Origin of the sequence: Rhodococcus olei (assembly GCF_039540555.1) — a bacterium.
In the GTDB taxonomy this organism is placed as follows: Bacteria; Actinomycetota; Actinomycetes; order Mycobacteriales; family Mycobacteriaceae; genus Rhodococcus_G; species Rhodococcus_G olei.
The window spans coordinates 249486-269437 of sequence record NZ_BAABFB010000075.1 but is presented as its reverse complement, the minus strand read 5'-3'; the positions used below and the strand labels follow the sequence as shown (position 1 = coordinate 269437).

At 71.2% G+C, this 19952-nt stretch carries 16 protein-coding genes; 10 read left to right on the top strand and 6 right to left on the bottom strand.

Annotated features, from left to right (window positions below; all coding sequences use genetic code 11):
• Window positions 1-395: 395 nt before the first annotated feature.
• Window positions 396-1271, bottom strand: coding sequence for an NAD(P)-dependent oxidoreductase (locus ABD951_RS26005; protein WP_345352482.1), 876 nt, complete (start codon window positions 1269-1271; stop codon window positions 396-398).
• Entirely contained in the window at window positions 1268-2602 is a 1335-nt protein-coding gene (locus ABD951_RS26000) for an MFS transporter (protein WP_345352479.1), read from the bottom strand. The genes ABD951_RS26005 and ABD951_RS26000 overlap by 4 nt, the downstream gene beginning before the upstream one ends.
• A 247-nt stretch (window positions 2603-2849) precedes the next feature.
• Here ABD951_RS26000 and ABD951_RS25995 point away from each other — a divergent pair, with 247 nt between their 5' ends.
• The 8 genes from ABD951_RS25995 (at window position 2850) to purM (ending at window position 14008) form a co-directional block, all read left to right on the top strand.
• Window positions 2850-4136 carry a M18 family aminopeptidase gene (locus tag ABD951_RS25995; protein WP_345352476.1) on the top strand — a complete coding sequence of 429 codons (1287 nt, stop codon included), beginning with the start codon at window positions 2850-2852 and terminating at the stop codon, window positions 4134-4136.
• A 309-nt stretch (window positions 4137-4445) separates the two neighbouring features.
• On the top strand, window positions 4446-5765 hold the full coding sequence (locus ABD951_RS25990) for a glycoside hydrolase family 183 protein (RefSeq protein WP_345352473.1): 1320 nt from the start codon (window positions 4446-4448) through the stop codon (window positions 5763-5765).
• 170 nt (window positions 5766-5935) lie between these two features.
• On the top strand, window positions 5936-8215 hold the full coding sequence (purL, locus tag ABD951_RS25985) for a phosphoribosylformylglycinamidine synthase subunit PurL (RefSeq protein WP_345352470.1): 2280 nt from the start codon (window positions 5936-5938) through the stop codon (window positions 8213-8215).
• A gap of 118 nt (window positions 8216-8333) precedes the next feature.
• A complete protein-coding gene (locus ABD951_RS25980; protein ID WP_345353251.1) occupies window positions 8334-10070 on the top strand; it encodes an alpha/beta hydrolase in 1737 nt (578 codons plus the stop codon).
• Window positions 10067-10729, top strand: a complete 663-nt coding sequence (locus tag ABD951_RS25975) for a CPBP family intramembrane glutamic endopeptidase (protein ID WP_425569965.1) — start codon at window positions 10067-10069, stop codon at window positions 10727-10729. The genes ABD951_RS25980 and ABD951_RS25975 overlap by 4 nt, the downstream gene beginning before the upstream one ends.
• Window positions 10726-11112, top strand: coding sequence for a sterol carrier family protein (locus ABD951_RS25970; protein ID WP_345352467.1), 387 nt, complete (start codon window positions 10726-10728; stop codon window positions 11110-11112). The genes ABD951_RS25975 and ABD951_RS25970 overlap by 4 nt, the downstream gene beginning before the upstream one ends.
• Window positions 11113-11231: 119 nt before the next feature.
• The gene (gene purF / locus ABD951_RS25965; RefSeq protein ID WP_345352464.1) at window positions 11232-12815 is read left to right on the top strand and encodes an amidophosphoribosyltransferase; all 1584 of its coding nucleotides are present in this window, start codon (window positions 11232-11234) and stop codon (window positions 12813-12815) included.
• A 104-nt stretch (window positions 12816-12919) separates the two neighbouring features.
• Window positions 12920-14008 (top strand): phosphoribosylformylglycinamidine cyclo-ligase, encoded by a 1089-nt coding sequence (gene purM, locus ABD951_RS25960; RefSeq protein WP_345352461.1) that lies wholly within the window; start codon window positions 12920-12922, stop codon window positions 14006-14008.
• 163 nt (window positions 14009-14171) lie between these two features.
• Here the strand turns inward: purM and ABD951_RS25955 are convergent, their stop codons facing one another.
• The 4 genes from ABD951_RS25955 to ygfZ form a co-directional block, all read right to left on the bottom strand.
• Entirely contained in the window at window positions 14172-14378 is a 207-nt protein-coding gene (locus tag ABD951_RS25955; protein ID WP_345352458.1) for a DUF3073 domain-containing protein, read from the bottom strand.
• Between the two features lie 161 nt (window positions 14379-14539).
• Window positions 14540-15496, bottom strand: coding sequence for an asparaginase (locus tag ABD951_RS25950; RefSeq protein ID WP_345352455.1), 957 nt, complete (start codon window positions 15494-15496; stop codon window positions 14540-14542).
• Window positions 15493-16185 carry an MOSC domain-containing protein gene (locus tag ABD951_RS25945; protein WP_345352452.1) on the bottom strand — a complete coding sequence of 231 codons (693 nt, stop codon included), beginning with the start codon at window positions 16183-16185 and terminating at the stop codon, window positions 15493-15495. The genes ABD951_RS25950 and ABD951_RS25945 overlap by 4 nt, the downstream gene beginning before the upstream one ends.
• Window positions 16182-17309, bottom strand: a complete 1128-nt coding sequence (gene ygfZ, locus ABD951_RS25940) for a CAF17-like 4Fe-4S cluster assembly/insertion protein YgfZ (protein WP_345352449.1) — start codon at window positions 17307-17309, stop codon at window positions 16182-16184. Before ygfZ ends, ABD951_RS25945 begins: the two co-directional genes overlap by 4 nt.
• Window positions 17310-17375: 66 nt before the next feature.
• Between ygfZ and ABD951_RS25935 the strand changes: the two genes are divergently transcribed.
• Both ABD951_RS25935 and ABD951_RS25930 read left to right on the top strand, forming a co-directional pair.
• Window positions 17376-18248 carry an aminodeoxychorismate lyase gene (locus ABD951_RS25935; protein ID WP_345352446.1) on the top strand — a complete coding sequence of 291 codons (873 nt, stop codon included), beginning with the start codon at window positions 17376-17378 and terminating at the stop codon, window positions 18246-18248.
• A 209-nt stretch (window positions 18249-18457) separates the two neighbouring features.
• Window positions 18458-19951: a cytochrome ubiquinol oxidase subunit I gene (locus ABD951_RS25930; protein ID WP_345352443.1), complete on the top strand. Its 1494-nt coding sequence runs from the start codon at window positions 18458-18460 to the stop codon at window positions 19949-19951.
• Window position 19952 lies beyond the last annotated feature (1 nt).

Here is a 19952-nt window from a genome sequence, read left to right as displayed (position 1 = left end):
GAGGCCGAGCAGTTCCTCCGGCGGACCGAAAGGCGAACGCCCCGTCCGAGCCGTGCCCGGGTGGGGCGTTCGTGGCGAATGCGTCCGATCCGGTGAGAGCGAACCCGCCGCTCACGGAGGAGCACGCCTCCGTGAGCGGGACCGAGCCCTAAGCGGCCGAGTCCGTTCGGATGCCGGACGAGGACGGTCGGGGGTGCATCATCATCATCTCGTCCTCGGCCACCGGATCCGGACCGCCCCAAGGTGATCGACCGGGGCGCGACGTCCGGATCCGGTGGGGGACCCGGTCGATCCGGCCCGAGACCCGCGCAGAACCTGTCGAACACGCAGACCGTCACAGCGCCACGCCTTTCGAGCGGAACGAACGAAACCTCGTGAACCAGCGCCGATCGGCGCTACCCGTGCCCGATCGCCAGCTTGTACACGGAGCTGAAATCGGCGTCCGGCCCGAACTCGGCGAGGGCCTGTTCGTAGTTCCGCAGGGCCGCCCTGAACGACGGCGCGTCGATCCCCGCGGCGTCCACGGACTCCTGGATCAAACGCGCGTCCTTCACGAGATTCGACAGCGCGAATCTCGCGGTGTAGTCGTCCGCGAGCACGGTCTGGGTGACGATGTTGTCCATCTGCCAGTTCGCGCCGCTGGCGCCCTGGAGGACCGGGAGCAGGTCGGCGATCGCGATGCCGTTGAGGTGTGCGAGAGCCAGCGCCTGTGCATTGCCGAGCATGATCGTGGCGACCAGAAGGTTGTTGCACATCTTGGCCACCTGCCCCTGCCCGCCGGCGCCGATCACGGCGAATCTGCCCGCGAACGCCCGGCACAGTTCCTCGGCCTGTCGCAGGTCCGCAGGAGCGCCGCCGGCGAAGATCGACAGGGTGCCGGCCGCGGCGCCGGCCGGGCCGCCGCTCACCGGGGCATCGACGTAGCGGAGCCCCGCGGCCGCCGCCTGCTCGCCGAGACTCCGCGCCGCCGCCGGACCGACGGTCGACAGGTCGACGACGAGCGCGTCCGGTGCGTGCGCCGCCGCGGCCGCCGCACCGTCGAACAGGACTTCGCGGACCGAGTCGCCGTCGGGCAGGCACGTGACGAGGGCGTCGACTCCGTGGGCGGCGCGTGCCGGGGTCTGCGCCGCCACCGCGCCCGCGGCCGTCAGCCGCTCGACGGCCGCCGGACTGCGGCCGTTCCAGACCCGGACCTCGTGACCCGCGGCCAGGAGCCGGCGGGCGATCGGCTCTCCCATCAGGCCGAGCCCGAAGCACGCGACCGTGCTCATGCGACCCGCTCCGTCGCCACCTCGGCCGGGGCGGGGGTCGCCGAGGCGGACGCGTGAATCCGCCCCGCGGCCACCGCCGACAGAACCAGCGTCACCATGACGTAGGCGCCGACGGCCACCAACGAGTCGAAGTACTTGAACAGTGCGACGGCGATGATGGGAGGCAACGCGCCGCCCAGAACGGTGCCGAGCTGATACCCGAGCGACACCCCCGAATAGCGAACTTCCGGGCTGAAGCTGCGAGCGAAGAACACGGCCATCGGCGCCCACGCCGCGGAGAACGGCAGCACCAGCAGCAGAAATCCGATCGTCGCGAGAACGACGTTGCCGGTCGCGAACAGGGCGAGCCAGATCGGGGTCAGGACAACCAGACTCGAACATCCCCAGATCACCGACCGCCGGTGGCCCCACTGATCCGACTTCCGTCCGACGAAGATCGTCGCGGCGAACGACGCCGCGGCGTAGACGAGAACGATCGCAACCATCGAGTTCTGGCTCATGCCCGCGCTCTTGACCGCGTAGCTCTGGCCGAAGATCACCGCCACGTAGAACAGCGTTCCCGGGCCGGCGTAGGTCAAGGCGGTGAACAGGACGGCCTTCGGGTGCCGCGTCAATGCTTCCCGCGCAGGCGATTTCACAGTCCTGCGCCGACCCTTGAGGTCGGCGAACTCCCGCGTCTCCGGGACCCCGAACCGCACGATCAGGCCGACGATCGCGACGATGCCGCCCACGAGGAACGGAATCCGCCACCCCCAGGTGATGAACGCGTCGCGATCCAGCTGGCCGGCAGCGAGGACCGCCGCGTTCGACAGAATCAAACCGGCAGGCGACGCGGCCTGGACGAACGCGCCGTAGAGCCCGCCGCGGTCGGCGCCGGACTTCGTTCGGGTCGGCGAGTTCTCCACCGCCATCAGCACGGCGCCACCCCACTCGCCGCCGGTCGACAACCCCTGCAGGACCCGCATCGACACCAGCAGGATCGGCGCGAGCGCCCCCGCCGTCGCATAGCTGGGCAGAATCCCGATCGTCGCCGTGGACAGGCCCATCAGGACCATCGTCGCCACGAGCACGCTCCGTCGACCGACCCGGTCACCGAGGTGACCGAACAACACCGCCCCCATCGGTCGCGCAATGAACGCGACACCGAACGTCGACACCGATATCAACGTCCCGATGAACTGATCCTGCGCCGGAAAGAACACCGCCGGAAACACGATCACGGCCATCGTTCCGTACAGGAAAAAGTCGTACCACTCCAGAGTGGTACCCAACGCGCTGCCCCAGAGCGCGCGCCGTACCGGACTACCTTGGGCCGCGGTGCTGATCGCCATTCTCTTCCCTTCGCCGTTCGACTTTCGACTTGCCGGTCGGAATGGGGAGAAGGTAGTGGCGGACGAGGTCGCGGGGAGCTGCGAGTTGCCGTATGTGCACCACTGTCACCGGTGTCGACGCGCCGGTGGCGCAGCGCTGCGATCCGGCCCGGCCGAATGGTGCCGAGCGGTCCGTCCCCACGCGGAGTCGTCGATCGCCGGGAGCGCTGAACCGCTCGCCGCGCCGCCGCGACACTAGGATCTCGTCATGGCCATGCCCACCGATGCCACCGCGTCCGGACTCTGCTCGTTCGTCGACGCCTCGCCGTCCCCGTTCCACGTCTGCGCGACCGTGGCCGGTGAACTGACCGCCGCCGGGTTCGTCGAACTGCGCGAGACCGACGGCTGGCCGACGGCACCCGGCCGCTACTTCCTCGTGCGGGGCGGGTCGCTGGTGGCGTGGAGCACCGAGGGAACGGGCCACGAGGCGGCGCCGTTCCGGATCGTCGGCGGGCACACCGACAGCCCGAACCTGCGGGTCAAGCAGCATCCCGACCTCGAGTCCGCGGGCTGGCAGATGATCGGGCTCGAACCGTACGGCGGCGCGTGGTTGAACTCGTGGCTCGACCGCGACCTCGGCATCTCCGGCCGGCTGAGCGTCCGTGACGGAAATCGGTTGCGCGAGCACCTGATCCGCATCGACCGTCCGATCCTGCGCGTGCCGCAGCTGGCGATCCACCTCTCCGACGACCGCAAGGGCGTCGCCTTGGACCCGCAGCGGCACGTGAACGCCGTCTGGGGCGTCGGGACCTCGCCGCGCAGCTTCCTCGGATTCCTGGCCGCCGAGGTCGGGGTCGACGCGGACGCGGTGCTCGGCTGGGAACTGATGACCCACGACCTCGCGCCGAGCGCGGTGGTCGGGCTGAACCGCGAACTCGTCTCCGCGCCGCGGCTGGACAACCAGGGCACCTGCTACGCGGGCACCCAGGCGATGCTCGCCGCCACCGAGGATCCCGGCGAGGCGATCCCGGTGCTGGCCCTCTTCGACCACGAGGAGGTGGGCTCGATGTCCGACCGTGGCGCCTTCTCCGACCTGCTGAACTCGGTGCTGGAGCGGATCGTGCTCGGCCGCGGCGGCGGCCGGGAGGACTTCCTCCGGGCGATGGCGGGGTCGGTGTGCGCGTCCGGCGACATGGCGCACGCCACCCACCCGAACTACCCGGACCGGCACGAGCCGGTGCACCGCATCGCGGTGAACGGCGGACCGGTGCTCAAGGTCAACCAGAACCTCCGGTACGCCACCGACGCGGCCGGAGCCGGCGAGTTCGCGTTGGCCTGCGACCGCGCGGGGGTCCCGCTACAGCGGTACGTGCACCGTGCCGACCTGCCCTGCGGATCGACGATCGGGCCGATCACCGCGTCCCGGACCGGGCTGTCCACCGTCGACGTCGGCGCCCCGCAGCTGGCGATGCACTCGGCGCGCGAGTTGATGGGGGCGTCCGACGTGACCTCGTACGCGGCCGCGCTCGCCGCGTTCCTCACCCCGGAGGACTAGGGAATCCGGCCCGAATCCCGCCGGATTCGGGAAACGCGCCCCGTCGGTCCGGGTCGTCTGCCGTTCGGCGGACTGTCGCGACGATTCCGGGGCGGACACCGTCGTGCCCGGAACGCGTGGTTCGACGGGTTCGGTCGTTTCATAACAATTGTCCCACCAGTCACTGCCGTCACGGTGTCCCCGTGGTTGTCTGGTCTGCAATGCCCGGGCGCCGCTCGCCCACCGTGGTGTCGAACAGAGCGGTGTCGAACGGAGCGGTGTCGAACGGAAGGGACTCTGCCTGTGCGCGCAGTGAGACGGTCTTGGTCGGTGGCGGTCTCGGCGACGGTCGCCGCCGTCGCGCTGTCGGCGGCGTCGGTGACCCCGGCGTCGGCCGAGGGCGGTCCCTGCGGGCAGGGCGGCTCGGGGAGCCTCGGCGGTTCCGGAAGCGCGACCGGGTCGATCGGCACGGCCCTCCCGTGGATCACCGGAGCGCCGGACGGCGGCGTGCCCCGGCTGACCGGGCGCACCAAGGCCGTGGAGATGGTCACCGGCCCCGGCAGCCCGAACGACACCATCAAACGGTTCAACGTGTCCGGCACCGACCTGGGCATCATGTGGGACAACGGGAACGCCGACGGTCGGCACGACGTGCTGGTGGCCTTCGGCGACACCGTCGGTGACTGCGGTACCGACGGCGACGACTGGCGCTCGAACGTGCTGCTGCGCAGCTCCGACACCAACCTGGCCGACGGCATACGGATCGACAGCTCGCCGCTGTCCGCGCCGAACCGCTCCAAGCAGATCATCCGTGGATTCGGCATCCCCGGCGAGTACACGATCATCCCGACCGCCGGTGTCGCGGTCGGCGGCGTCCAGTACGTGCGGGTGATGTCCGTCAGGTCCTGGGACACTCCCGGCAACTGGACGACGCTGTACTCGGTGCTCGCGTACTCGACCGACAACGGCGAGAACTGGCAGCTGGACCCGGCGACGGTGCGGGCCGGCATCGACGGCATCGACATCCCGGGGATCCCCGCGATCACCCCCGGCAACACGAAGTTCCAGATGAGCGCCTTCGTCGACGGCCACGACGGCTACATCTACGAATACGGCACGCCGTCCGGTCGGCACGGCAGCGCGCTGCTGGCGCGAGTGCCCGGCACGCAGATCCGCGACCTGACCGCCTACCGGTACTGGAACGGCTCGACCTGGGTCGCGGACCTCGGTGAGGCGGTACCGGTGATCGAGTCGCCGGTCAGCGAGCTGTCCGTGCAGTGGAACTCCTACCTGAACAAGTACGTCGCGATGTACACCGACACGTCGAACTCCCTGGTGATCCGGCAGGCCGACCGGCTCGAGGGGCCGTGGTCGGGCACCCAGACGATCCTCTCCGGAGTGCTGGTGCCGTCGCTGTACGGCGGGTTCATGCACCCCTGGACCGACGGGCGGTACCTCGAGTTCGTCGCGACCACCTGGGACCGCTACAACGTCATCTACTTCCGCACCGATCTCGACGGGCTCCAGATGGCGGCGACCGACCAGGCGGACCGCCCGGACCCGGCGACCACCGGTCAGGCGCGGCTGCTCGGTGTCGACCACCCCGAGGGCGACGAGGTCATCGACGGGCCCGCGCCCGCCGGACAGTGACCGCCGGCCCCGGGCGCCGACCGTGACCGCGGCCGGCGCCCGGGGCCGCAGGGCGCACGCGTGAGCGCCACCAGTGCGGGTCCCGTCGGCGGGCCCGGCTAGACTTTGCGCTGGCAGTGCCCCGCCGGTCTGCCGGATCTGACTCCTCCAGGGAAGGGACCCGACTCCCCGTGTCACCGCAGGTCGATACCGTCACCCACGCCGCCGCGACCCCCGACGTCGCCCAGCCCTATCGGGAACTGGGCCTCAAGGACGACGAATACGCGCGCATCCGGGAGATCCTGGGTCGCCGGCCCACCGACGCCGAGTTGGCCATGTACTCGGTGATGTGGTCCGAGCACTGCTCGTACAAGTCGTCGAAGGTGCACCTGCGGTACTTCGGCGAGACCACCACCGACGAGATGCGGGCGTCGATGCTCGCCGGCATCGGCGAGAACGCCGGCGTCGTCGACATCGGCGACGGCTGGGCCGTGACGTTCAAGGTCGAGTCGCACAACCACCCGTCGTACATCGAGCCGTACCAGGGCGCCGCGACCGGCGTCGGCGGCATCGTCCGCGACATCATGGCGATGGGCGCGCGTCCGATCGCGGTCATGGACCAGCTCCGGTTCGGCGCGGCCGACCACCCCGACACCCGTCGCGTCGTCGACGGCGTGGTCCGCGGCATCGGCGGCTACGGCAACTCCCTCGGCCTGCCCAACGTCGGCGGCGAGACCGTCTTCGACGCCTCCTACCAGGGCAACCCGCTGGTCAACGCCCTCTGTGCGGGCGCGATGCGCGTGGAGGACCTGCACCTGGCGTTCGCGTCCGGCGCCGGCAACAAGATCATCCTGTTCGGCGCCCGTACCGGCCTCGACGGCATCGGTGGCGTGTCCGTGCTCGCGTCGGAGACCTTCGACGAGGCCGCCGGCGGCCGCCCGAAGAAGCTGCCGAGCGTGCAGGTCGGTGACCCGTTCACCGAGAAGGTGCTGATCGAGTGCTGCCTCGACCTGTACCGCGAGAAGCTGGTCGTCGGCATCCAGGACCTCGGCGGTGCCGGGCTGTCCTGCGCGACGTCCGAGCTGGCCGCGGCCGGTGACGGCGGCATGCACATCCGCCTCGAGCAGGTCCCGACCCGCGCCACCGGCATGACCGCCGCCGAGGTGCTCTCCAGCGAGTCGCAGGAACGCATGTGCGCGGTCGTGACACCGGAGAACGTCGACGAGTTCATGGCCGTCTGCAAGAAGTGGGACGTGCTGGCCACCGTGATCGGTGAGGTCACCGACGGCGAGCGGCTCGTCATCGACTGGCACGGCGAGACCGTCGTCGACGTGCCGCCGCGCACCGTCGCCCACGAGGGTCCCGTCTACGAGCGTCCGGTGCAGCGTCCCGACAGCCAGGACGCGCTGGTCGCGAACACCACCGCCGGCCTGAAGCGCCCGCAGACCGGCGCCGAGCTCGAGGCCACCCTGCGCGAGATGGTCGGCTCCCCGCAGCTGGCCAGCCGCAAGTGGATCACCGAGCAGTACGACCGGTACGTGCGCGGCAACACCGTGCTCGCCGAGAACGCCGACGGCGGCGTGGTCCGGGTCGACGAGAAGACCGGTCGCGGTATCGCCCTCGCCACCGACGCCTCGGGTCGCTACACGATGCTCGACCCGTACGCGGGCGCACAGCTGGCGCTGGCCGAGGCGTACCGGAACGTCGCGGTCACCGGCGCCACCCCGAAGGCGGTCTCCAACTGCCTGAACTTCGGGTCCCCGGAGGACCCGGGCGTCATGTGGCAGTTCCAGCAGGCCGTGCGCGGACTCGCCGACGGGTGCGCGCAGCTCGGCATCCCGGTCACCGGCGGCAACGTCAGCTTCTACAACCAGACCGGATCCACCGCGATCCTGCCGACGCCGGTCGTCGCCGTCCTCGGCGTGATCGACGACGTGCACCGCCGCATCCCCACCGGCCTCGGCCTCGAGCCCGGCGAGACCCTGATCCTGCTCGGCGACACCCACGACGAGCTCGACGGCTCGATCTGGGCGCAGGTCGCGCACGACCACCTCGGCGGCGTCCCGCCGAAGGTCGACCTCGAACGGGAACGCCTGCTCGCCGACATCCTGCTCGCCGGCTCGCGGGACGGCCTGATCTCCGCCGCGCACGACCTGTCCGAGGGCGGCCTCGCGCAGGCGGTCGTCGAGGCCGCGCTCGCCGGGGAGACCGGCTGCCGGATCCTGCTCCCCGAGGGTGCCGACCCGTTCGTGACGTTGTTCTCCGAGTCCACCGGTCGCGTTCTCGTCGCGGTGCCGCGCACCGAGGAGACCCGGTTCACCGGCATGTGCTCGGCCCGCAACCTGCCGTGGGTGCGGATCGGCGTCGTCGACGAGGGCTCCGACTCCGTCGAGGTGCAGGGGCAGTTCTCCGTCACCCTCGACACGCTGCGTGCGACGTCCGAAGGAACCCTTCCGGCCCTGTTTGGATAGCCATGTGACCGACACGGCGGCAACCCCGGGACCCGGGACGGACCAGAAATCAGCGGATCCGTCCCGGGTTTCGTCGCGCCTGGACCGCCTCGCGCCGGCCGACCGGGTCCGCCGCTGGATCGCCGACCGCGAGGCCCCGTGGTCCGCCGAACGGCTCGCCGACAAGCACCCGTTCGTGGTGTGGGCGTGGGGTCTGCTCAGCCTCGACTTCACCGGGATCGCGTTCGGAGCACTGTTCTTCTGCTGGTCGCTGACCCCGTCGCTGCTGCCGCGCGACTGGACGTTCCAGGGCCTGATCGGCGGCATCACCGCGGCCATCGGGTACGGCGTCGGGTGCGCCGTCGGCTGGGCCGCACACCGGTACTGGCTGTCGAAACTGTTCTGGTGGCCGCCGCCGGAACGCCTGCTGCGGGCCGTGAAGGTCGCGGTGCCGCTGGTCTCGATCGTCGCCGCGCTGGTGATGCTGGTGTACTCCGCGGGCTGGCAGCGCGAGCTCGCGGCGCTGATGGGGGCCGAGGGCACCACCACGACCGGATACCTGCGCACCCTCGCCCTGAGCATCCTGGTCGCGGCGCTGCTGATCTCGCTGTGGCGGGTACTGCGCGACCTGGTCCGGCTGATCGCGCGCTACCTGGTCCGGTGGCTGCGGGTCCCGCGGTCGGCGGCCGCGCCGATCGGTTTCGTCGTGGTGGCGTTCCTGAGCTACACGCTGGTCACGGACGTGCTGTTCAACGGCGTGTACTCGTTCATGAACTCGGCGTTCAGTCTGCAGAACAACGAGACCCGCGGCGGCGTCGTGCAGCCGACGCTGCCGGAACGCTCGGGCAGTCCCGCGTCCTACGCGCCGTGGGACAGTCTCGGTTACGAGGGTCGTGACTTCGTCTTCCGCGGTCTGCACGCGGACCAGCTCGCCGCCTACAACGGCGCCCCCGCGAAGGAACCGATCCGGGTGTACGCCGGCCTCGAGACGGCCGACGACACCAACGCCCGGATGGACGTGGTGATCCGGGAACTCGAGCGCACCGGCGCGTTCGAACGCAAGGTGCTCGTCGTGATTCCGACGACCGGCACCGGGTGGGTCAACCCGACCGCCGCGGACGCGATGGAGCTGGTGTACAACGGCGACACCGCCCTGGTCGCGAGCCAGTACTCCTACCTGCCGAGCTGGGTGTCGTTCCTGGCCGACCGCGAGAAGGCCGCGGAGGCCGGACGCGCGCTCGTCCGACGGGTCCACGACCGGTGGCTGCAGGAGCCCGCGGCCACCCGGCCGAAACTTCTGGTCTACGGCGAGTCGCTCGGTTCGCAGGCGGGTGAGGGCGCGTTCGACGGCCTCGCCGACATCCGCGAGACCGTCGACGGGGTGCTGTGGGTGGGACCGCCGAACGCCAACCCGCTGTGGAGCACCCTCGTCGCCCGCCGCGATCCCGGCAGCCCCGAGGTGGAGCCGGTCTACGCGGACGGGCTCGTGGTGCGGTTCGCCGACGACGGCGCCACGATCGGCGCGCCGCCGGGGCCGTGGCTGTACCCGCGGGTGCTGTACATCCAGCACCCGTCCGACCCGGTGGTGTGGTGGAGCCCGCACCTGATCGTCAATCGTCCGGACTGGCTGTCCGAGCCGCCCGGCTACGACCGGCTGCCGTCCATGCGGTGGTTCCCGTTCGTGACGTTCTGGCAGGTCACCGCCGACCTCGCGAACGCGGCCGGTGTTCCGGACGGGCACGGCCACAACTACGGCACCACGGTGCTCGACGGATTCGTCGCGGTCGCCGCGCCGCAGGGCTGGACGTCCGCCGACACCGAGCGGGTGCGGTCCGTGCTGGATGCGATCGCCGGCACGCAGGGTCCCGAGAAGTGAGCCGTACCCCGGCCCGCAGGGTGGTGGACGGGGTGGCGGCGCTCGGGTGTGCGGCCGCGCTGGTCGGGTGGAACAACGCGGTGCTGCCGCGGCTGGGTCTCGGTCCGCGGGGCCGGGCCGCCGCGAACGCGGTGGCCGCGGCCGGACTGTGCGCGGTGGTCCGGGCCGCCGGCGTGCCGCCCGCGGAGCTGGGGTGGCGGGCGCCGGGGGAGGGGCTGCGCCGGGGGCTGGCCGCGTCGGTGCTCCCGGCGGTCGCCTATCCGGTGATGCTGGCGACACCCGGTGTGCGGACGCGGATGGCGTCCGGTGCCCGCCGCGCCGACCACACCGAGTGGGTGTTCGTGCACATACCGGTCGGCACGGTCTTCGCCGAGGAGCTGGCGTTCCGATCGGTGCTGCATGCGCTGGTCCGTCGCGCGTTCCCGCGGTCGGGGGCGGCACTGCGGGCGCTGGCGTTCGGGCTGTGGCACGTGACCCCCGCCCGCCACGCCGGCGACTCCGTGGCCGGCACCGTGGCGTTGACGGCCGCCTCCTCGCTGCTGTTCGACCTGCTCCGTGACCGCAGCGGCAGCGTCCTCGCGCCCGCGGTGCTGCACCTGACGGTCAACGCGGGCGGGGCGGTCGCCGCCGACCTGGCGGCCGGTAGGTTGGGGCGGTGACCGGACGCCGCAGGATCGACCCCGCCGACGTGCGCGCCGCGGTGCTCGCCGTCCGGGACTGGCTCGCCGACGCGGACGCGCCCGCACCCGCGCGCACCGAGATCGCCGCCGCGGTCCGGCTCAGCGCCCGCACCCTCGAGAACGTCGCGCCCGGCTCCTCGGTGGAGGTCCGGGTGCCACCGTTCGTGGCGGTGCAGTGTGTCGCCGGGCCCCGGCACACCCGCGGCACGCCGCCGAACGTCGTGGAGACCGACCCGCGCACCTGGCTCCGGCTGGTGACCGGCACGACCACGTTCGCGGACGCGGTCGCGGCGGGAGCGCTCACGGCGTCGGGCACCCGGGCCGGGGAGATCGCACACTGGCTGCCCCTGCTGCCGTTGTGACCCCGCGCCGCGCGGCACTGTGACGGCCGCGACAGCCGCGGCACCCGTGAGGGGAGCGTCCCGTCCGTGCCCGTAGACTGGGCATGCCCCCCAAACCCATCCCCAAGGGAGCAACCCCGGTGACTTCAGCCGACCTGTCGGTCAACAGCCCGAACCTTCTCGCACCCATGTCCGACCAGGATGAGCAGCCACCCCGCGAGGAGTGCGGCGTCTTCGGTGTGTGGGCTCCGGGCGAGGATGTGGCCAAGCTCACCTACTACGGGCTCTACGCGCTGCAGCACCGCGGCCAGGAGGCGGCCGGCATCGCCGTCGGCGACGGGTCGCAGGTGCTGGTGTTCAAGGATCTGGGCCTGGTCAGCCAGGTGTTCGACGAGCAGACCCTCGGTGCCATGCCGGGGCACGTCGCCGTCGGACACTGTCGCTACTCGACCACGGGCTCGACCACGTGGGAGAACGCCCAGCCGATCTTCCGCACCACCACCGCGGGCACCGGGATCGCGCTCGGCCACAACGGCAACCTCGTCAACACCGCCGAGCTCGCCGAGCGGGCGCGGGCGGCGGGTCTGATGAACGCCAAGCGTCCCGGCGGCGCGACGTCCGACTCCGACATCGTCGGGGCGCTGCTCGCGCACGCGGCCGGCGACAGCACGGTCGAGCAGGCCGCGATGGACCTGCTGCCGACGCTGCGCGGCGCGTTCTGCCTCACCTTCATGGACGAGCACACCCTGTACGCGGCCCGCGACCCGCACGGGGTGCGGCCGCTGGTGCTGGGCCGGCTCGACCGCGGCTGGGTCGTCGCGTCGGAGACCGCGGCGCTGGACATCGTCGGTGCGTCGTTCGTCCGGGAGATCGAGCCGGGCGAGCTGCTCGCGATCGACGCGGACGGGGTCCGGTCGTCCCGGTTCGCGGCGCCGACCCCGAAGGGCTGCGTCTTCGAGTACGTCTACCTGGCCCGGCCGGACACCACGATCTCCGGCCGGTCCGTGCACGCGACCCGGGTCGAGATCGGCCGCCGGCTGGCCAAGGAACACCCGGTCGACGGCGACCTGGTGATCCCGGTACCGGAGTCCGGAACCCCGGCAGCGGTCGGCTATGCGCAGGGTTCGGGCATCCCGTACGGGCAGGGCCTGATGAAGAACGCCTACGTGGGTCGCACGTTCATCCAGCCGTCGCAGACGATCCGTCAGCTCGGCATCCGGCTGAAGCTGAACCCGCTGCGCGAGGTGATCCGCGGCAAGCGGCTGATCGTCGTCGACGACTCGATCGTCCGCGGCAACACGCAGCGCGCTCTGATCCGCATGCTGCGCGAGGCCGGTGCGCTGGAGATCCACGTCCGGATCGCGTCGCCGCCGGTGAAGTGGCCGTGCTTCTACGGCATCGACTTCGCGTCCCCCGCGGAGCTGATCGCCAACGGCGCCGGCGGCACCAACCACGAGCCCGGCAACGTCGAGGAGATGATCGAGGGGGTGCGTCGCTCGATCGGCGCCGACTCGCTCGGCTACATCTCGATCGAGGGAATGGTCTCGGCCACCGAGCAGCCGGCGTCCCGTCTGTGCATGGCCTGCTTCGACGGCGAGTACCCGATCGCGCTCCCGACCGAGACGTCGATCGGCAAGAACGTGCTCGAGGGCATGCTCGACAGCACCGCCGGTGTGCCGCCGCAGAGCGACAACGACAACGCGAGTGCGCTGAGTCGGCCCTGAGCGGCCGGCGAGGACGCATACTCGACCGGGCGCATCCGACACACCCCGTAGACCCAGGCAGTGCCAGGCGCACTGGCGAGATCACAGCTGGAGCTGAGAACCCGATGACCGACGACCAGACCCCCCGCCCCGCCGGCGCGTCCTACGCTGCGGCGGGGGTGGACATCGCCGCAGGTGACCGGGCGGTGGAGCTGTTCGCTCCGCTCGCGAAGAAGGCCAGCCGCCCCGAGGTGCTCGGTGGGCTCGGCGGCTTCGCCGGCCTGTTCGCCCTCAAGGGCGGATACAAGGAGCCGCTGCTGGCCGCGTCCACCGACGGCGTCGGCACCAAGCTCGCGGTCGCGCAGGCGATGGACAAGCACGACACCGTCGGCCTCGACCTGGTCGCGATGGTCGTCGACGACCTCGTCGTCTGCGGCGCGGAGCCGCTGTTCCTGCAGGACTACATCGCGGTCGGCAAGGTCGTTCCCGAGCGGGTCGCGGACATCGTCGGCGGCATCGCGCAGGGCTGCATCCAGGCCGGCTGCGCACTCCTCGGCGGCGAGACGGCCGAACACCCCGGCGTGATGGCCGACGGCGACTACGACCTGTCGGCGACCGGTGTCGGTGTCGTCGAGGCGGACGCGCTGCTCGGTCCGGACCGGGTTCGGCCCGGCGACGTGGTGATCGCCATGGGATCGTCCGGTCTGCACTCCAACGGCTACTCGCTGGCCCGCAAGGTGCTGCTCGACATCGACCGGATGTCCCTGACCGGGCACGTCGAGGAGTTCGGCCGCACCCTCGGCGAGGAGCTGCTCGAGCCCACCCGGATCTACGCCAAGGACTGCCTCGCGCTGATCGCCGAGACCGACGTGCGCACCTTCTGCCACGTCACCGGCGGCGGCCTGGCGAACAACCTGGCCCGCGTGATGCCGAAGGGTCTGGTCGCCGAACTCGACCGCGGAACGTGGAGTCCCGCACCGGTGTTCACGATGATCGGCCAGCGTGGCCGCGTCGAGCGCGCCGAGATGGAGGCGACGTTCAACATGGGTGTCGGCATGGTCGCGATCGTCGCGCCCGAGGACGTGGACCGTGCCCTGGCGGTGCTGACCGCCCGCCACATCGACTGCTGGACCCTCGGCACCGTCGCGAAGGCGTCGGACAAGCAGGACGGCGCCGAACTGGTGCGCCTGGTCGGCGACCACCCGCGGTTCTGACCCGGCCCACGGCCGCCGCGAACACCGACGAACCGCCCGGAGTCCTCACGGACCCGGGCGGTTCGTCGTATGCGTCCCGCCGCACGTGCCCGGAACCGGTACACATGCGGAAAATGAGGGGGAGCCGCGGGGGCTCTCCCTCATTGTCGGTGCTCAGTGAAGGTCAGCGACGCCAGTCGTCGTTGTCCTCGTCGTCCCAGCGCGAAGCGCTTTCGTCGGAACTCTGGTCGGAGAAGGACCCGTTCCGGTGGGAGCTCGACGAGCCACCCGACAGTTCTCGTTGGAGGCTGTCGAAGTTCGTGGACGGCGAGCTGTACTTGAGCTCGCGTGCAACCTTGGTCTGCTTTGCCTTAGCCCGGCCGCGGCCCATGGCCAACCCCCTCGCGCTTTAAGCGGGGCGGCCTGGGAATTTTTGGCGGCCCCGTTTGAGTGTTTATGTCTTCCTGACAGACACTCTAGCGTGCCAACGCATCGCGCGCTCCTTCCCCTGCACAGGCGGGGTGTCTGATTCATCTCACCGCGCGGGCGATCTCATCGCAACGCGCCGGGAACGGCCCGGATGGTGCCCACCCGAACCTCCCCGCCGAGCACCGGCTGCGACGCCAGAGCGGCGAGCTCCTCGGTCCATTCGACGCCGATCCGGTGCAGCAGAGCGGCGGTCAGCGGGAGCCGCGCCCGCTCGTGGCCGTCGTCGATCTTGATCGCGAACGCCGTCCCGTCCGGCAGCGCGCCGGCGTGGACGCCGTCGGCGCCGCTCTTGCACAGCAGGCCGGGGACCGCGGACATCAGCAGCAGGTCGTCCCGGCCGGTCCCGGACAGCATCCACGGATGGTCGCGGATCGCGTCGGCGACCACGCGTTCCGGGGTGCCGGGTTCGGCGGCGACGAGCCGCGCGAACGCGCGGGCGAGCGCGCTCAGCGACAGCGGCACGATCGGCAGTCCACAGCCGTCGATCCCGAGCTCCGACTCGTCCTCCCCGGCCAGGTCCGCGATCGTCGCCAGGACCTCGCGCTGCAGCGGGTGCACCGGGTCCGTGTAGCTGTCGAGGGGCCAGTCCCTGGCCGTGCAGACCGCGAGCATCGCGGCGTGCTTGCCGGAACAGTTCATGAAGATGCGGCGCGGGCGGCCCGCGGTCGCGAGGACGCGGGCGCGGGCCGTCTCGTCCAGCGGCAGGTCCGGCGGGCACAGCAGCCGCCCCTCGGCGATGCCGCTGCGGGCGAGTATCTTCTGCACGACCGCGAGATGCTCGGGTTCGCCGCCGTGCGAGGCGGCCGTCACCGCGACCTCGCGCCCGTCGGAGGGGACGAACCCGGCGCGGAGCAGGGCGACCGCCTGCAGGGGTTTGTTGGCCGAGCGGGGATAGATCGGGGTGTTCACCTCGCCCAGCGCCATGCGGGTCTCACCGGCCGGATCCAGCACGACCAGCGAACCGCGGTGCACGCACTCGCGGAATCCGGACCGGACCACCTCGACCAGTTCGACGCTCAATGCTCCACCCGCACCTTCAGCCCGGAGATCCGTCTGCGTGCCTTGTCCTCGACACTAGGCGACAGGCCCGGCTGCTGCGCGAGCAACGCGACCAGCCCCTCCGGGTCCCGGCCGGTGAACAGGTCCCGCACCGTGACGCCGTGGCCGGGCACGTGCACGACCGCGACCGGATCGCCCGCCGAGACCGGCCCGGGGCGGGTCACCCGCAGGTACGCGCCGGTGTCACCGCGCTCGGCGAACCGCTTGACCCAGCCGGGTTCGCCCGACCAGACGCCGAACGTGCCGCACGGGGTCCGCGGTCCGGTGACCTCGAGTTCGAGGGTGTCGCCGATGCGCCACCGCGAGCCGATCACCGCGTCGCTCGTCTCGATCCCGCTCACCCGCAGGTTCTCTCCGAACCAGCCGGCGGGCAGGTCCCGCCCGAGCTCGGCCGCCCAGCACAGTGCCTCGGCCTCCTGGTACGCGTACACCGCCTTGTGGACGCCGCCGTGGTGCTCGGTGTCGCAGACGTGGTCGCCGGTGAGCCCGAGCTCGCCGACCGCGACCGGGCCGTCGACGGGTCGCTTGTCGATCGCGGTGCGCGGCACCCGCCGGGTTCCGCTGGCCCGCTCCGCGTGGACGCGGCAGACGGCCTCCACCCGCCCGGGCCCGGCCGGGACGGCGACCGCGCCCTGCCCGCCGGCCGTCACCGGCCGCGCAGCCGGTCGACGGCGGCCCGGCCGGGCTGGACCTCGTCGTGACGAGGCACCGAGTCGGGATCGATCGCGGCGGCGGTGCCGCCGACGACGAGCGGGGTGTCGGCGGGCACGGTGCGTTTGACGAGGGCGAGCGCGATCGGGCCGAGTTCGTGATGGTCGATCACCGTGCCGAGGTGTCCGACGGCACGTCCGTCGGCGGTGACGGCGTCACCGGGCTCGGGCCGGGTGTCCGCGGATCCGTCGAGGTGCAGCAGGACCAGATGCCGCGGCGGCTTGCCGAGGTTGTGCACGCGGGCCACGGTCTCCTGGCCGCGGTAGCAGCCCTTGTTCAGGTGGACGGCGCCGTGTTCGCCGATGCCGCCGATCCAGCGGACCTCGTGCGGGATGGTGCGCTCGTCGGTGTCGAGTCCGAGGCGCGGCCGGAGCGCGACGACGCGCAGCGCCTCGAACGCCCAGGTGCCGGCCGGTGCGGCGCCGGCCTCGGTGAGCGTGGCCCACCAGTGGCTGAGGCGGTCGCGGGGGACGACCAGGTCCCAGGCGTGCTCGCCGGGCCACGGCATCGTGCGCAGGAACCCGCCGCCGGGCAGCGGGACCGCGCCGTACACGTCGGGCAGTTCGGGGATGCCGAGCGCGCCGAGCAGTCGCGGCCGGCGGACGTCCGGCCCGAGGAGGCTGAGCACCGCCATGTCCGGTGCGGGCCTCGGTTCGGCCTTCGCCCAGAACACCATCTTCTGCAGGAACGCGAGCAGGTCCGGGCCGGTGCCGGGCTCGGTGTCCACCCAGGTGGTCTCGCCCAGGTCGGTGAGCACGAAGTGGTGCTCGACGCGGCCGTTGAGGTCGAGGCTGAGGTTCTCGGCGCTGGCGCCGTCGGGCAGGTCCGCGACGTGCTGGCTGGAGATCGTGTGGAGCCAGGTCAGGCGCTCGGACCCGGCGATGGACAGCACGAAACGGTGGGAGCGGTCGACGATCGCGGCCGACCGCTCGGCGTGGCGTTGCTCGCGCAGCGGGTCGCCGTAGTGCCAGGCGACGCCGGCGTCGGGGGAGTCGTCGGGGTTGGGGACCGCCCCGGTCGAGGTGAGCAGTGGACTCGGTGTGGTGCGCACGAACTCGGACACGCCTCCATAGTAGGAGCGTCCCGAGTGGTCTCCTGCCGAGCGGGCGTCCGCCCGTACTGTGGAGGTATGGCTGATCAGGTGCTGGTGACCTTGGACGGGGTGGTGCGCGACCCGGACGCCCCGCTGCTGCACGCCGACGATCTCGCGGCGGTGCGCGGCGACGGCGTCTTCGAGACGATTCTGATCCGGGACGGCGCCCCCTGCACCCTCGAACTGCACCTGGCGCGGCTGGGCAACTCGGCGGCGGCACTGGACCTGCCACGACCGGATGCGGGCGCGTGGCGCGCCGCGATCGCGGTCGCAGCCGACGAGTGGGGCGGCGACCGGGAGGGCATCATGCGGCTGGTGTACAGCCGCGGACGCGAGTCCGGCGGCAAGCCGACCGCCTACCTGACGATCGGGCCGGTCGCCGAGCGGGTGATCGCCGCCCGCCGGGACGGGATCTCGGTGTGCACGCTGGCGCGCGGGTACTCGGTGGACGTGGCCGCGACCGCCCCGTGGCAGTTGCTCGGCGCCAAGACGCTGTCGTACGCGACCAACATGGCGGCGCTGCGGCACGCGCACACGGAGGGCGCCGACGACGTGATCTTCACCAGCAGCGAGGGTCTCGTCCTCGAGGGGCCGAGGTCGACGGTGCTGGTCGCGCGGGACCGGACGCTGATCACCCCGCCGGTCGAGCACGGCATCCTGCCCGGCACGACGCAGCAGGCCCTGTTCGAGATCGCCGGCTCGCACCGCTTCCGCTGTGAGGTCGCGGCGCTGCGGCCCGCGGATCTGATTGCCGCGGACGGTGTTTGGCTGCTGTCGAGCGTGACGCTCGCGGCCCGGGTGCACACCCTCGACGGATTGGCGCTGCCGGAGCCGGACATCGCCGGGGAGGTGTCGTCGCTGGTCGACCTCGCCGTCGGGACCGTCGGTGTGGAGGAGGACGCCGCCTGATCCCGCTGTGAGTCCGGGCACGGTCGGGCGCTCGGGGGTAGGCGAATCCGGACATCTTTACTACTGTCCGTAGTAGACGGGATCTGCCGATCAAGTCTGCTCTGCGGCTCCACGCTGCGGGGGTTACCTTTTGAACCGGAACTCCAGGTGTCAGCCCACGCCCGGAGCGCCGGCAAGCCTGTCCGACGGGCCCTGCACTGGGAGTAGCCATGGACACACTGGATGTCTCGCGCTGGCAGTTCGGTATCACCACGGTCTATCACTTCATTCTCGTTCCGCTGACCATCGGTCTCGCGCCGCTGATCGCGGTCATGCAGACGATGTGGGTCGTCACGAAGAAGGACCACTGGTACCGGCTCACCAAGTTCTTCGGGAAGCTCTTCCTGATCAACTTCGCGCTGGGCGTCGCGACCGGCATCGTCCAGGAGTTCCAGTTCGGCATGAACTGGAGCGAGTACTCCCGCTTCGTCGGTGACGTGTTCGGGGCCCCGCTCGCGCTCGAGGGTCTGGTCGCGTTCTTCCTGGAATCGACGTTCCTCGGTCTGTGGATCTTCGGCTGGGGCAGACTTCCGAAACTCGTTCACCTCGCCACGATCTGGCTGGTCGCGATCGGTGTCAACGCGTCCGCGTTCTTCATCATCGCCGCGAACTCGTTCATGCAGCATCCGGTGGGCGCGGTCTACAACGAGGAACGCGGTCGCGCCGAGCTCACCAGCATCTGGACCCTGTTGACCAACAACACTGCGCTGGCGGCCTTCCCGCACGTGGTGGCCGGAGCGCTCCTGACCGCGGGCACCTTCGTCGCGGGCATCGGCGGGTGGTGGATGGTGCGCAACATGCGCAAGGCCAAGGAGGCCACCGACCAGGCGGTCGCGGCCGAGCACGAGGCCACCGCCCGGACCATGTTCCGCCCGGTCACGGTCCTCGCGTTGTGGGTGATGGTGGCCTCCGGCGTCGCCCTCGCGATCACCGGCGACATCCAGGGCAAGCTGATGTTCGAGCAGCAGCCGATGAAGATGGCGTCCGCGGAGTCCCTGTGCCACACCGAGACCGGCGCCGACTTCTCGATCCTGACCATCGGGACCCAGAACAACTGCGAGAGCATCACCCAGATCATCAAGATCCCGAAGCTGACCTCGTTCCTGGCGACCAACGACTTCAACTCGACGGTCGAGGGCGTCACCGAGATCCAGGCACGCTACGAACAGATGTACGGGCCCGCGAACTACAAGCCCAACCTGTTCGTCACCTACTGGACCTTCCGGGCGATGATCGGCTGGGCCGCGGGTTCGGCATTGCTCGCGGTGGTCGGGCTGTGGATGACGCGCGGTGGGCGGGTGCCGGACAAGAAGTGGTTCGGCTGGTTGTCGATTCTGATGATCCCGACCCCGTTCCTCGGCAACAGCGCCGGCTGGGTGTTCACCGAGATGGGCCGCCAGCCGTGGGTGGTCGCGCCCAACCCGACGGGGGTGGACCAGATCCGCCTGATGGTCGACCAGGGTGTGTCCGACCACCCGACCGGGCTGGTCGTCGCGTCGCTGATCACCTTCACCCTGCTGTACGCGGCGCTCGGCGTGGTCTGGTTCATGCTGATCCGGCGCTACACGATCGCCGGACCGTCCGAGCACGACGCGCATCCGCCGGGCGACGAGACACCGCCCGAGGACACGGGCGAGCCCAAGCAACTGTCGTTCGCCTACTGAG